Source organism: Methylobacterium sp. J-088 (assembly GCF_022829295.1).
Taxonomy (GTDB): Bacteria; Pseudomonadota; Alphaproteobacteria; order Rhizobiales; family Beijerinckiaceae; genus Methylobacterium.
In genome coordinates this window covers 1-12,707 of record NZ_JAKSYH010000132.1, presented here as the reverse complement: position 1 = coordinate 12,707, position 12,707 = coordinate 1, and the positions used below count along the sequence as shown (strand labels likewise).

At 63.8% G+C, this 12,707-nt stretch carries 18 protein-coding genes and 2 pseudogenes; 4 read left to right on the top strand and 16 right to left on the bottom strand.

Annotated elements, in window-relative coordinates; all coding sequences use genetic code 11:
• The 7 genes and pseudogenes from MKK63_RS14035 to MKK63_RS14005 form a co-directional block, all read right to left on the bottom strand.
• A pseudogene (locus tag MKK63_RS14035) lies at positions 1-516 on the bottom strand (hypothetical protein); the annotation flags it as partial.
• Positions 513-1,010, bottom strand: a complete 498-nt coding sequence (locus tag MKK63_RS14030; RefSeq protein ID WP_244002685.1) for a YsnF/AvaK domain-containing protein — start codon at positions 1,008-1,010, stop codon at positions 513-515. The gene MKK63_RS14030 and the pseudogene MKK63_RS14035, both read right to left, overlap by 4 nt.
• Positions 1,011-1,012: 2 nt before the next feature.
• Positions 1,013-1,969, bottom strand: coding sequence for a PhnA-like protein (locus MKK63_RS14025; RefSeq protein ID WP_244002683.1), 957 nt, complete (start codon positions 1,967-1,969; stop codon positions 1,013-1,015).
• A gap of 219 nt (positions 1,970-2,188) precedes the next feature.
• Positions 2,189-2,371 (bottom strand): hypothetical protein, encoded by a 183-nt coding sequence (locus MKK63_RS14020; RefSeq protein ID WP_243922537.1) that lies wholly within the window; start codon positions 2,369-2,371, stop codon positions 2,189-2,191.
• 162 nt (positions 2,372-2,533) lie between these two features.
• Positions 2,534-4,018: a PAS domain S-box protein gene (locus MKK63_RS14015; protein ID WP_244002681.1), complete on the bottom strand. Its 1,485-nt coding sequence runs from the start codon at positions 4,016-4,018 to the stop codon at positions 2,534-2,536.
• A 132-nt stretch (positions 4,019-4,150) separates the two neighbouring features.
• Complete coding sequence (locus tag MKK63_RS14010) at positions 4,151-4,447, bottom strand: hypothetical protein (RefSeq protein ID WP_243922541.1); 297 nt, start codon at positions 4,445-4,447, stop codon at positions 4,151-4,153.
• Positions 4,448-4,620: 173 nt separating this feature from the next.
• Positions 4,621-4,812 (bottom strand): hypothetical protein, encoded by a 192-nt coding sequence (locus tag MKK63_RS14005; RefSeq protein WP_244002678.1) that lies wholly within the window; start codon positions 4,810-4,812, stop codon positions 4,621-4,623.
• A gap of 369 nt (positions 4,813-5,181) precedes the next feature.
• Here MKK63_RS14005 and MKK63_RS14000 point away from each other — a divergent pair, with 369 nt between their 5' ends.
• Positions 5,182-5,817: a recombinase family protein gene (locus MKK63_RS14000; RefSeq protein ID WP_244002676.1), complete on the top strand. Its 636-nt coding sequence runs from the start codon at positions 5,182-5,184 to the stop codon at positions 5,815-5,817.
• Positions 5,817-6,257 carry a hypothetical protein gene (locus MKK63_RS13995; protein ID WP_244002674.1) on the top strand — a complete coding sequence of 147 codons (441 nt, stop codon included), beginning with the start codon at positions 5,817-5,819 and terminating at the stop codon, positions 6,255-6,257. The genes MKK63_RS14000 and MKK63_RS13995 overlap by 1 nt, the downstream gene beginning before the upstream one ends.
• Positions 6,258-6,368: 111 nt before the next feature.
• Here the strand turns inward: MKK63_RS13995 and MKK63_RS13990 are convergent, their stop codons facing one another.
• The 8 genes and pseudogenes from MKK63_RS13990 to MKK63_RS13955 all read right to left on the bottom strand — a co-directional run bounded on the left by MKK63_RS13990 (position 6,369) and on the right by MKK63_RS13955 (position 10,204).
• Complete coding sequence (locus MKK63_RS13990; protein WP_244002672.1) at positions 6,369-6,581, bottom strand: DUF2188 domain-containing protein; 213 nt, start codon at positions 6,579-6,581, stop codon at positions 6,369-6,371.
• An 88-nt stretch (positions 6,582-6,669) separates the two neighbouring features.
• A complete protein-coding gene (locus MKK63_RS13985) occupies positions 6,670-7,791 on the bottom strand; it encodes a hypothetical protein (RefSeq protein ID WP_244002670.1) in 1,122 nt (373 codons plus the stop codon).
• A pseudogene (locus MKK63_RS13980) lies at positions 7,781-8,194 on the bottom strand (hypothetical protein); the annotation flags it as partial. The gene MKK63_RS13985 and the pseudogene MKK63_RS13980, both read right to left, overlap by 11 nt.
• A gap of 12 nt (positions 8,195-8,206) precedes the next feature.
• Positions 8,207-8,506 (bottom strand): hypothetical protein, encoded by a 300-nt coding sequence (locus MKK63_RS13975; protein ID WP_244002665.1) that lies wholly within the window; start codon positions 8,504-8,506, stop codon positions 8,207-8,209.
• Complete coding sequence (locus tag MKK63_RS13970; RefSeq protein ID WP_244002664.1) at positions 8,472-8,762, bottom strand: type II toxin-antitoxin system RelE/ParE family toxin; 291 nt, start codon at positions 8,760-8,762, stop codon at positions 8,472-8,474. The genes MKK63_RS13975 and MKK63_RS13970 overlap by 35 nt, the downstream gene beginning before the upstream one ends.
• Positions 8,759-9,013, bottom strand: a complete 255-nt coding sequence (locus MKK63_RS13965) for a type II toxin-antitoxin system ParD family antitoxin (RefSeq protein WP_244002662.1) — start codon at positions 9,011-9,013, stop codon at positions 8,759-8,761. The genes MKK63_RS13970 and MKK63_RS13965 overlap by 4 nt, the downstream gene beginning before the upstream one ends.
• A gap of 205 nt (positions 9,014-9,218) precedes the next feature.
• Positions 9,219-9,539 carry a ribbon-helix-helix domain-containing protein gene (locus tag MKK63_RS13960; protein ID WP_244002660.1) on the bottom strand — a complete coding sequence of 107 codons (321 nt, stop codon included), beginning with the start codon at positions 9,537-9,539 and terminating at the stop codon, positions 9,219-9,221.
• Positions 9,539-10,204 (bottom strand): ParA family protein, encoded by a 666-nt coding sequence (locus tag MKK63_RS13955; protein WP_244002658.1) that lies wholly within the window; start codon positions 10,202-10,204, stop codon positions 9,539-9,541. Before MKK63_RS13955 ends, MKK63_RS13960 begins: the two co-directional genes overlap by 1 nt.
• A gap of 483 nt (positions 10,205-10,687) precedes the next feature.
• Here MKK63_RS13955 and MKK63_RS13950 point away from each other — a divergent pair, with 483 nt between their 5' ends.
• Positions 10,688-11,482, top strand: a complete 795-nt coding sequence (locus MKK63_RS13950; RefSeq protein WP_244002656.1) for a GntR family transcriptional regulator — start codon at positions 10,688-10,690, stop codon at positions 11,480-11,482.
• A 165-nt stretch (positions 11,483-11,647) separates the two neighbouring features.
• Positions 11,648-11,980 carry a hypothetical protein gene (locus tag MKK63_RS13945; protein WP_244002654.1) on the top strand — a complete coding sequence of 111 codons (333 nt, stop codon included), beginning with the start codon at positions 11,648-11,650 and terminating at the stop codon, positions 11,978-11,980.
• 29 nt (positions 11,981-12,009) lie between these two features.
• On the opposite strand, the gene MKK63_RS13940 is transcribed toward MKK63_RS13945, so the two are convergent.
• The coding region (locus tag MKK63_RS13940) for a methyl-accepting chemotaxis protein (protein WP_244002652.1) at positions 12,010-12,707 on the bottom strand (698 nt) is incomplete at its 5' end.

Here is a 12,707-nt window from a genome sequence, read left to right as displayed (position 1 = left end):
GTTAAGCCGCTCCTCAACGATCGGGATGTAGTCGGTCTCGACCGTGGTCGTGCCGCCTCCCGTGTGCGTCACCGCGCCTGTTACAGCTGTTCCGTTCGCTGTCGTGCCCGTGGTCGGGCTGGCCGTCGTCGGGCCGCCGGTCGCCGGGTCCCCGCTGGGGCCTTCCTTGCGGCGGGTGGTCTCGCGGTGGCAGGGATCGACCGGGCCGTGCTGCTCCAGGATATCGTAGGCCGTCTCGGTCTGCGCCGGCTCGACGCTCGCGGTCAGCAGCGTGCCACCGCGGCTCAGGCCCTCGCTGTAGGCGTAGCGATCCTCCTCGGGCATGAAGAAGTCCTTTAGCGAGCCCCAGAACCCACCCTCGTCTTTGTGGTAGTCGTATGAGCCGCTCGTGCGCGCCGTCTGGGCACCTTGCACCAGCTTGATCGCCGATTGCGGGATGCCGGCGACGACAAGCTTGGCCTGCGCGGCCTGTGCCTCTGCCGGGCGGTCGAACAGTGCGGTAATCGTTTGTGTCATGGTGTTGTCTCCTGGGCTGAAGGGGGGTCGATCTGCTCGTCGGCGTGGCCGTCCAGGCTCACGCGTTCGACCACGGCGCGCTGCTTGCGCAGCGTCACCGGGACCTCGACGTCCTCATCCGCTGAGCTTCGACGGACGTGCACTTCTTCCTTGAGGACGAGGCGCTTCTCGACGACGAGGATCTCTTCGAGGACGGGAATTACGGTCACACCGTTCTCCTCATGGACCACCGGGGGCACCTCGCCCTCGGACAGTGTCCGGTTGACCGGCACCCGGGTGACCGCGACCGTTTGGCTGCGCAGGCTCTCGCGCAGAACCTGATCGACGGTCTCCGTTCGGGTCGAGACCCGCACTCGCCCGGTCTCCACCGCCCGCTTGTCAATGCGAACGGTCTCCTCGATCAGTGGGAGGACCGCCTCCTCGCCCACAGTGACCTCCGTCGCCTCTATGCCTTGCGTCCCTGAAGGCTCCGGCTGGCTGGTGGGATCGCTCATGGTCAGACCCGGCGCTGGGTCGTGGTGGCTACGCCGGTGCGGCTCACCACCGGGTCGACCGCCGCACCGCGGCCGGCGAAGAAGGCGGCGAGCGCGCCGAGGATCAGCGCCAGGGCACCGTAGAGCGCGCCCTGCGACCCGACCCGTGCCGCGGTATCAGCTGCCTGCTTGGCCTGATCCTTGGCCTTGGCTGTCGCGTCGTTGAACTGCTGCACGTATTGGGCGACTTGCGTCCGAGCCTGCTCGACCGGGATGTTCTGCGCCTTGGCCAGCGCCTGGGCGGCCTTCTCCTGTGCGTCCTTCTGCTGGGCGGCGTCACCGCTCACCGCGGCACGCATCGCGCTGACGGCGGCGTTCTTCAGGGCGTCCGGGTCGTTGCCGGTGCCGTTGCGGACCGAGCTCTCGATGTTCGAGAACGGGTTGTCCATGCCCGGCAGCGACGGGGCCGCGGCCTGTGCGGCGGTCTTCACCGACCCGCCGATCAGGTTGCCGGCGCCACCCAGTGTGCTCGACACCGCGCTCGACGCGCCGCTGACGACGCCACCGACCGCCGAGGACAGCAGGTACACGACAACCAGCGTCGAGACCGCCCAGGCGATCAGCCCGTGATAGGCGGTGGTCGTGTTGGCCGGCTTGCCCGAAAGGCGCCCGGCGAGCCAGCCGCCGGCAGCGGAGGCGAGGATGCCGGAGATTACGAACCAGATCCCCGCGCCGGATGAGAGTGACCCAGCGGTCGGGGTGCCGTTGCCCGCCGGGTCGACGGTCGAGAGACCGATCCCGAGCCCGACCATGTTGAGGATGACCTGGGCGACCAGCGCGATCACCGCGCCGGCGAAGACCGCCCCCCAGGAGATGGAGTGCAGCGCTATCGTGCGCAGGTCCTCCGCCGGGGAGGCCAGGCTGGTAGTTGGCAGGTCGCGGTCGTAGGCCGCGCGGGTGGTGTCGGGTGATAACGCCATGCTCGGTACTCTCAGATCTGTGTGGTTCGGGCTTCGGCCGAAGTCGGCGAAAGCGGGTTTGGTGGGGCTCACAGCACCCGGCGGCCGATCAAGGCGTTGTCGAGCTGCAGCCCGACCACCGCGCCGACGACGGTGACAAGCAGGTCTGCAGGGGTTCAGCCCCCCGACGCCGGGCTGACCGAACTGGTTGCCGTCCGTGTATCTGCTCGCGCTCCAGCATCACGAGCGGGTCAAGCGCTTTGGCCTCGGCTCGCGGTTCGACGACGCATGTGCGGCTTCGATCGCGACGATCTCGGCGGCGGCTTCCGCCTGGATCGCACGGTCGCCCTCGATGATGCCGATGGCTTCCTTGATCAGCGCCCGGGCATGGTCGGACGAGAGCACCTTTCGACGCTCGGCCACACGGGTCTCCTCGCATCAACCCGCCGGGATGATCTTCCGAGATGCTCGTGTGAGCAGAGCTACCAGCGTGTAATCAAGCGATTTACTAGAAGTTCCGACGATTTACATAAAGTACATTTACACCAAGTCGGCTTGGTAGTTCTATCACGGTTTTCTTCGCCGTTAGCTCCGGTGCCGCGTGTTCGGCCCGATCCCGCGCTCCTGCGCCCACACCACCACTGCGCTACGGCGGTTGACCCCAAGCTTGCGGTACAGCCCGGAGATGTGGTTGCGCACCGTGTTCGGCGACAGCTTCAGCTCGGCGCCGATCTCACGGTCGGTCGCGCCCTGGCAGATCCGCGTGAGCATGTCTTGCTCGCGGATTGTCAGGTTCTCGACTCCAAGCGACGGTCGGCCGGAGCGTGGCGGGTGGCGCAGGGTCGCTAGTTTATCGATCACCCCGTGGCTGAACCACGACGCATCCGCCATAACCGCCTCGATGGCGGTGATCAGCTCACGCTCCGAGCGCTTGCGAGCAGTGATGTCCTGCAGAACGCACAGTACGCAGGCCTCATCGTTGATGCGCACCCGCTCGGCCGAGACGAGGCAATCGATCTCGGCGCCCGTCGCATCCTGCAGCGCGGCCTCGAAGCCGCGAACGCTGCCAAGCCGCCTTAAGTCCCGGGAGAACTTGCGCTGCTCGGCGCGGTCGACCCAGAGTGCGAGGTCGGCGAGCGACTGGCCGCCCGCGTCCGCGGGGGCTTGCCCGAAGGTGCTGACGAAGGCTTGGTTGACGCTGGTGATTTCCTGCCCATCCGCGTCCATCAACGCGCTCGGCACCGGCGAGAGGTCGAACGCCTTGGCGAAGCGCTCCTCGCTGTGGCGCAGGGCCATCTCGGCTTTGCGGCGATCCTCCAGGTCGGCGAAGGTGAACAGCATGCACGGTTCGATGCCGCCCGGGCCTGGCATCTCAATGGCGTGCCCCGCTACGATCACGTAACGGCCGCGGCCACACGGCGTGGCGAGCTGAGCCTCCATCTGTGGGATGGTGCGGCCCTCGTGCAGGCGATGGATCGCCATCTCGCGCCGCTCGGCCTCGCGCAGCAGGTCGATCTCGCAGAAGGTCCGGCCGAGCACGTCGTCGCGATGGTACCCGGTGAGATCGAGGAAACCGTGGTTGACCCGCACGAAGCGCAGATCGGCGATCCGGCAGATGATCGCCGGGGCCGGGTTGGCATTGAACATCCGCTCGAACCGGGCCTCGGCCTGGTAGCGCTCGCTCACGTCCTGCATGACAAGGGCGAGGCCGTTGGGCGTGCCATCCGCATCGGTCGTTACCAAGCTACGGATGCGGTGCATCCACCTGTGTCTCGGATCCCGAGTTGGGGTCAACTCGACGACGATATCCCGGAACACCTCGCCGGCCAGCACGCGGTCGAGGGGATGCTGCAGCGGGCCGATCTCGCGATGATTGCGATAGTGCAGCGTGAAGTTCGCGCGGTACTCGGACACGGTGGCGCCGAGATCGCTGGCATCTGTCACCCCATGCATCATCACGGCGGCATCGTTCGCGTAGGCGATGGTCTGATCCGGCTCGATCAGGATCACGCCCTCGGACAGGCCGGCCACGATCTGCTGCATCTGCGTGTGATGAGCCGCATCGGCCATCGGCGTATCTCCATCCGAAGCGCCAACGCTCGAATGCGAGGAAAAGCTCAGACCGCCGCGTTTGAGTGTCCCTGATCTGGCCGATCGCCGCGAATAAACTGGCTGAGCAGATCGTAGGCCGAGGAACTACGCCTATGAGCGCGCGAGGAGGTTATTACACACAAGTTGCAGTTTGGGCCGGCGGCTTCCGGTGAGGAACATGACCTCGACTGTGCCTTCGTTCATCGACGCAACGTGGAGGCGGTAGCCCATATTCGTCGCCAGCATGCGCGCCTGGTCCAGCGTACCGGCGGCCAACATCATCGTGAACTCGGCTATGCCCGATGCGAGTTGAGCCGCGAGGAGACCGATTTCGACACCTTCGTCGAAGGTCTCGTCGCGGCCAGCAAACCGCAGGCGCAGACCGGGCACGACGTGGATGTGGCGCATGGCTAGTCCCTCTGGACACCTCGCACTGCACAACCGATGTGGTTAACGCAGCGTTAGCGACGGCGTGCTCTCGAAAGATCCAAAATGCTGTGCGACCGCTACGAGGTGGGCGCAGCCTCTCGCGCCCGGGCGACACGCTCGGTTCCAGAACGCCGCGTTATGCGCAGGCAGCCCTAGGGCGGTGGAGTCGCCGAGCCGCGCATCTTGAGGGCGGTCCTCACCTTGGCCAAGCCCGCGGAGGCGACATCGGGATAGGGGCAGATCCGTGCCATCTCACCGGCCCTGCGGCGAGCCGTGTGCGGCTTGGCGAGCAGCGGCCCTGTGGCGAGCGCGTCGAAGTAGGCCATCCAGTACCGAGGCTTCATGGGCCGCGGATCACTCGATCCTATTTCCTTCTCTGACGGCATAGTCGTTTCCGATCGGCAAGCTGCATACCGCAGAGAACATCCTACTAAAGGGGTGAACGCGGCCTCAATCCCTTGAGCCAATGACAAGCGGCCAAGTTCCAACGGCAGCGTTCCAATGATCTTGCCCTATTGGAACGGTGCACTTCCCGTCCGCTTTCGGGCGAACTGTCGGGGTCCGGTTCCCGCCCATAGCAGCCGATCGGCATGGTTCGTTTTGGGTATGCCTCAATCGCACCAGACTGGGAATGGTCTCATATAATCAGCTTGACCACTCAAATCGAACCGCTATCATGAAACCTATCCTAATCGAACCGATTGACAGGTTTCATGTTCGTCCGCGCCTATCTGCGCGCCTCCACCTCCGAACAGGACGCGACCCGGGCGCGGGCGCAGCTCGACGCCTTCGCGCATGAGCGCGGCCTGGCGATCGCCGCGGCCTATGTCGAGAACGAGAGCGGGGCGACACTGGCGCGGCCGGAGCTGTTCCGCCTGCTGAAGGACTGCCGGCCGGGCGACGTGCTGCTGATCGAACAGGTCGATCGCCTGTCCCGCCTCACCTCGGACGACTGGACGAAGCTGCGGGCGGAGATCAACGCCAAGCGGGTACGTATCGTGGCGCTCGACCTGCCCACCTCCTGGAGCCTGGCGACGCCGGCCGATGAGTTCACGGGGCGGGTCTTCCAGGCCATCAACGGGATGCTGCTCGACGTCCTCGCGGCGGTCGCCCGCAAGGACTACGACGATCGCCGGCGCCGCCAGGCGCAAGGCCAGGCCCGCGCCAAGGCTGCGGGGCTCTACCGGGGCCGTCAGGAGGATACGAAGCGGAACGAGGGTATCGCAGCCATGCTGAAGGCCGGCTCGCCCTGGAGCCAGATCCAGGCCGCCACCGGTTGCAGCCGCTCTACCCTTGCGCGGATTGCGAAGCGCGCGAAGGCTGCCCCGATGCAGGACGCGGATCGCTGATGCCGATCCGTCGCGAGCATCGCTACTTCTACCCGATCGACTGGAAGCAGCTCTCGGCCGTCATCCGCTTCGTAAGAGCGGGCGGGCGCTGCGAGGGCTGCGGCAGGCCGCATCTCCAGGACGTGCAACACCTCGGCGATGGCCGATGGTGGGACGGCGAAGCGGAGCGCTGGCGCGACGGCCGAGGCCGGCTGGTGCGCCGTGTCCTGCCTGCCCCTGAGAAGATGGTCGCTGGGACGGTAAAGGTGACGCGGGTGGTGCTGGCGACCGCGCATCGTAACCATGACACGGCCGACAATTCAGGCGCCAACCTCGCGGCGTTCTGTCAACGGTGCCACATGCTGCATGACAGGACCGAACATCAACGCCGCCGCCGTCTTACCGTGCGCGCGCGGAAGGCTATCGGCGACCTGTTCAGCGGCCTCTACCCTCTACGGTAAAGCGATAAGGCTGGCTGTGATGGACCGGCAAACTACCGGACTGAATTTGCCTCGATGCCGGCGGCGATCAAAAGCGCCGCCGGCACCTCTGACATCATAGCTGATGCTGCCTTACGGCTTGCGCCACTTGTCCGGGTGGCCGCCCGTCGTGTTGCGAACCCGCTCGACCAAGGGAGTCCGGTCCGGGCTCAGCTCCCGAGCCCGCTCGATCGCCTGCCGCTGAGTCGGCAGCACGGCGCTCGCCCGCTCCGAGTTCGGCCGCCGCACGGCAAAGTCGCCCTGCGGACGGCGCTCGACGAAAGTCTGCTTTTTGTCGACCATCATGTGTTCCTGTGCTTATCGACTGCACGACAGGCGCAGCCTCCAAGCATGTGGTCGGCGAATACTGACCGCGCAAGACCTACGGCGGGACTTACAGTTTATACGCGGCCGTTCGGCTGATCCGGTCGAGTTCCTGCCAATTATTTTCGTATAGCGTCTTCGCGTAGCTCGCCTGCTCGAACGCCACCTCTTTGGCGAGGTCGTCCAGTTCGTACGACATGAGCTTCATGCCCTCAATCTTGGCCTCGCTGTCAAAGACCTTGCGCGACCCGTCCGGCACGTAGAGCGATTTAGCCTTGTCGGTGTTGTGGTAAAGCTCGTCCAGGAAGCGTCGCGCCTCGATCAGGATCGCCAGCTCGTTGTGCGTGCCGGCGGCGAAGGCGGCCAGGTTGGCGTGCCATAGCGTCGAGGCGAGATCGAAACTCGAATAATTGATTGCTCGGCCTTCCTCGATCGCGTCGTTCTTGACGTGCTTGCAGAGTCGGATGGCCTTCTTCAGCCCAAAGAGCGCCTGCACGTCGTGGTGCGTCACGAGTTTGATGTGGCGGAACGGCATGTTGAGCAGGGTCACGCCCTGCTTGTTGTCCAAGATCTTCACCCCGCGATCGTCCCGGTCATACGTCCGCTGATAGTCGGCCGTGTCGTGCCAATGGGAGGGGACGACGTCGACCGGCCGCCGCAGCGATGCGCCTGAGATCGCGATAGCCTTGGCACCCGTGGCATCGACATCCGCTCGGGGGAAGCTACTGCGCAGGATGCGCTCGGCATTGCTGCGTAGCTCCCGCAGGGCCGCGACCGGCGAGATCGATGTGGTCGAATATGTGCCAACGCCCGGATCGGTCGTGACGAACTCGGTGCGCAGGACCAGCAGGTCAACGTCGCTGACGCCGCGGATATGGATGTTGCACGGCACGGAGCCCTGCAGCTCGAACTTTACCGCGATCCCCTGTTGCGGCAGCTGTTTGTCAAGCTGGTTGCCAACGCGCGTCGCCTCCTCGATGCCGATCCGCGTGTATTCGGGATCGACTTCCTGCATCGAACCGAGGGCATAGCGGGTGTACGGCTTGCCTGCAGCAAGCTCCTCGTACTTCTCGGTCACGTAACGCTTGGCGAGTACGTCGGCCGCCGCATCCATGGTGATGCTACCGACACGATCCGTACCGCGCCGCCGCGTCTTAAGTGCGTCCAGCCTTCGATTAATGTCACGCGCCATAATCGACCTTCGTTAGTTTTATCGTCCCGTAACTATAGCGTCCCCGTCCGTTGAAATAATCACCCTCAGCCACTCTCAGCTGTGGATCGAACAGTAGCTCAGCGTAGCCGTTATGGGCTGCAAGATGCGGCTGATCTGCCTTGGGTCGATTGCGATAAGTATACATGAGCTTGTAACCAATGGACTTATCGTACATCATAGCGGCTGAAATACTGTCCGACTCCGATGTCGCCGTCTTTAGGTAGATGCGGATGAAGTCCCAGCTCTGCACAATGGTGAGCGACCCCGACCATTCCAGCTCGATACTACCGTCTTCGCGGAGCTTTTGCCCCTCGATCTGCCACGTTCCCTCAACGTCGGGCACTTTGAGGGCGGCGTTGACATATCTATTGCGCCAAAACCGACTCTCAAAGAACTAGTACAGCGCTACATAGATAGTTCCTGCGCCGATCGGCCACAGAATAAGCGGCGGGATCGTATCGTTGAAGCCGAGGCGCTTTGCCACATCTATCAGAAATAGCACCAACGATACAACAATCGACGAAACCAAGACTGAGATACCGCCGATCCAATGCCCTATCTTTGATCGGTTATAGCCACCAACGATAGAATACTCGTGATCGAGCTTGCCCACCTCTATCCCCCCTTGGCTGCTGCCTATTTTATTACCACGCAGCTTGTCAGGCCAGAGCATTTTCCCAGTCTTGTCGGCCATGTATGACGCGGACGATCAGGATGTGAGACCCGTCCTCGACATAGGCGATCATATGCGCCCGGTAGCGGTAAAGGCGGGTGGGAGGTTCGTATTCGTGACGGAGCTGAGCGAGGTAGGGATTGGCCGCCAGCAGGTCGAAGGCCTGCAGCAGGCCCAGATGATATTTATCGGCCTGGCCCATACCGAACTGGACGCTGCCGGCGACGTAGAGGTCGATGATATCCTGGTTCGCTCGCGTGGTGGTCCTGTAGGTCATGCTTTGGACAGGGCAGCCTTGGCCTTCTCCCGCGCCTCGGCCAGCACTTCGCTCATCGGGCGCGTGCTGATGCCGCTCGCCAGTCCCTCGTCAATCAGGCTCTGCAGCTCGGCGATTTTGGCGACGCGTTCCTGGTCGCGGCGGATCAGGTCGCGCACGTAGTCGCTGGAATTGGCGTAGCGTCCGGTGACGGTCTGAGCTTCGACCCAATCCTTCATGGGATCGGGGAGCGAAACGTTCATGCTAGCCATGGCGACAACTCCTCCCTGAATAATGGCAGGGTATGCCATAGTTTGTCAAAAATCGGCACGCAGTTTCGAGCGTACGTTTTTGCGCGATCCGGTCCCTGTTCCTTCAGGGAGTTATGCACCCCCGGAAAATCCGCTCGAAAACGGTCCTTTTTGAGTGATCAAGATGCTTTGACGTGCGGAGGGAAAGGTAGACTTGTTTTCCCCCTTACGGCCTCCCTGCCCGCCGTGCACGTCGCCGTTCTACAGTCGCCACAGCCTCAGTGCCGTTCGCCTCCATCCAAGCATCTACAGCTTGTCGGAGAAGCTCCTGGATCTGGATGCCTTCATCCAATGCAGCCTGCTTGATTTCATCGTGCCGTTGCGGCTCAACATAGTAACCGAGGAAGCGCTTTCCCTCGCGCGTGGTCTTGGCCGGAGCCGGCTCCGCTACTACCGGTACGACAGGCGGTGCAGCCGTTGGCTTCTCTGGCGCTTTCATCGACTCGGCCACCTGCACAGCCATGGACAGGGGGTTCGGCTTGGCCATCACACAACCTCACTCGCATTCTTGCGTGTGCGTGTTTTAGCACGCAGGCCTGCTTGTTTTGAAATATGCTTCCACACAGCTCGTACGTCGAGGGCCCCCTTCCCTTCCGGCTCAACCTCAATCGCGGTCTGGCCGGCGTCAGCCGACCGCGGGAACACCTTCAGATCGTGGATCACATGTCGCAAGATCGGCATACCGATCTGATTCAGCTCGCGGCGGATCCGAGCTGCCTCGCGATCACTCCGATTTCCAACTCTGTTGAGCACCACGCATGTTGGCTTGTTGGCCTGTGTGGCAGCACGCACTGTGCGGGTGACGGCCTTCAGATCGAACAAGGCGACGCCGGTTGGGATTGCGACAGCGTCTGCTACCGCTAGGGCGGCTTCCACCTCATCTGTCGCATTCGGTGGGGTGTCGATCAACATCAAGTCTAGGCCGATCCCGCGCCCGACCTCAACGATCTGAGCCACCGCGCGGGGCTTGGCGTCAGATACGAACGGCTGCTCGGCGTCCCGCCGGTCTGACCACTCGGACAACGACGACTGCGGATCTAGATCGATGATGCCTACTTTATGGCCGTCCTCAATCGCCGCGGCGGCAAGGTTGATCGTTAGGGTGCTTTTGCCAACTCCACCCTTCCAAGCTAGCAACGCAACCACCTTCATCGGTGTGACTCCACACAAGTTGCTCGGCATAGCTACCGACAACACCGCATCTACACCATCTAAATTGCCGGACCGTCAACATGCTTGGCGACACACAAGCTGGCTTGTGTGGAAGCGTGCTTGCACGAGAGGCGTATCAAGCGCAGCAAGTGAACTGGCAACATTGACTTAGCCGTGCGACCCAGTCGACATGCCATGTCCGGCTGGCGCGCGCTCCGTGCGAGTCGCTGGCACCATCAGGAGATCACGCCGCCGCAAGTCGACCCCTAGAAAAGCCAACGGCCCCCCAGTCGCCAAACTGGAGGGCCGTCGAAATCAAAAAGGGCCTGTGGGGCCACAACGCATTCCCCACAAGCCATGAGACGCCCCCAGGCGTCAAGCGGGAACGCCAATTCTCGCGACGATGAGGCTTTGCCTTGTGGACCGGACGCTCTTACGGCGGCCCGGAACGACCTGTTGCGGCCCTTTCACGGGCCGAGGACCATGTTTGCTGATGAGTTGAGGCGTGCCATCGAGGCGGCCGACCGAATCACCTTGCCATCCGTAACAGTGCTGCTGTGGCGCGCTTACGGGGACGGGAAGGTCACGGAGGCGGAGGCCGAAGCGCTGTCCGGGCTGATCGAGGCGCGCACAGACGCCCCCGCAGCTCGCCGACAGCCAGCTATGACTGAAGCCGGGATTCCAACCGTGCCCCAGGACCGCGCAAGAAGCTCCGGGAGGCTGGGCGTTGGTTCTCGCCCGCGCACGGATGCCTCAATGGAGCGTCGCCGCCGCTGGGCCGCCTCTGGGCGGCTTCCACCAGGGCTCGCGGCCCGGTTCACGCTGGCGGAGCAGGCGGTCCTCGCCCTCGTGGCGGCCGAGACCGCGCGGCGGAAGGATTGCCGGCTCGCTGTCGGCCACCTCGCGGCGATCGTGGGCGTGGCAGAGACCACGGTACGCAACGCGATCCGCGAGGCCGTCAAACTCGGGCTCGTGACTGTCGAGGAGCGGCGCGTCACCGGCTTCCGCAACGACACTAACATCGTGCGCATCGTCTCGGCCGAGTGGACAGCCTGGCTGCGTTTGGCCCGGAAGGGGGTGATGCTGAACACCCCCCCCTCTCGGCAGCAGGGGGGTGGGTGCAAATCCCCGAGGGGCACGGCTACTGAAGTTCTAACCCTGATAGAATCGGGGAGAACGGAACCAAAAAAGGGCTGCCGAGGGGCAGCGGGCGACCTCAACCAAAGTGCTCGCACTGGAATCCGCTTTGGTCGTGGCACCGGTCGAGCCATGAGGTGAGGGCATGCGGCCGGACGGTATGTCGAACACTTCGAAATGAAGGTGCGTGAGATCGAGGTTTGTCGATGAAGCCAAGCGTTGACGTGCGTTCGTCGCAGCCGTGTATCGGGCGAGAAGACAGACGCGCACCTAGCGAATCGTTGGATGCTGAGTGAGCGTAGAGTCATGAGCGAAGGCATCGTCCCGCTACGACGAAGAGGCGAGGAGCGATCCGCGCTCGCCTATGTCGATGCCACCGCTGTGGCGATGCTCGCTGAAGGCCAATCGACGAGCCTTCAGGCAGCGCGGGTAGAGGTAATCCTCGCGAACCTGCGCGAGCAGCGGAATCAAATGACCACATTGCTGGCAGACCTATGGGCACGCGAGCCGACCGGTGAGCCTCAGATCGACGGGGCCAACGCCAATCTGATCACGGCGATCAACCAGGGCATCGTGCAGGTCGACCTGTTCATCGCCCAGGCTCGAACTGTCGCCGCAGAAGCCATCAAGGCAGGGTAGGGCGCCGGCTATCCCGAACGCCGTCGGTCTCAGTGTCGATAGCGTTCGGCGAGGGCCATCAGCGCCTGAGCCAGCTCCGTGAGGTTGGCCGAGGCGGACTCGACCTGCCGCGTACCGGCCGCGGTCTGCTGGCTCGCTTGCCGGATGTTCTGGAGCGCGCCCATCACCTGTTCGATGCCCATCTGCTGCTGGTTCGCTGACGCGATGACCTGCTGGAACACCTGAGTGCCTTCTTCGATCTTCGCGGTGATCTCTTCAATGGTCCGCTGTGTCGTGTCCGAGCGAGTCTTGCCGGCGGCGGCGCGCTTCACCGCCTCCTCGGTGAGCATCACCGAGGTGTTGATGCCCCGCTGGATCTCCCCCAGGATCCCGCGGACCTGCCCGGTCGCCGCCTTGGCCTGATCGGCCAACAGCTTCATCTCGGAGGCGACCACCGCGAAGCTGCGCCCGCTCTCGCCGGCCGCGGCCGCCTCGATCGCGGCGTTGAGGGCGAGGAGATGCGTGCGCTCCGAGATGTCGTTGACCGTCTCGATGATGTCGCCGATCGTCTGGGTCTTCTCCGACAGGCTGACAATGTTGCCGGCCACCGCCTCGGCCTGCTCGCGGATCGCGTCCATGGCCTTGGCGGTGTCAGAGACCGCACGCAGTCCCTGGCGGGAGGTCTGGGCGGTGGCCTGCGCGGTGGCGATCACCTCGGTGGCGCGCTTGCTGATCTGGGCGCCCGTGT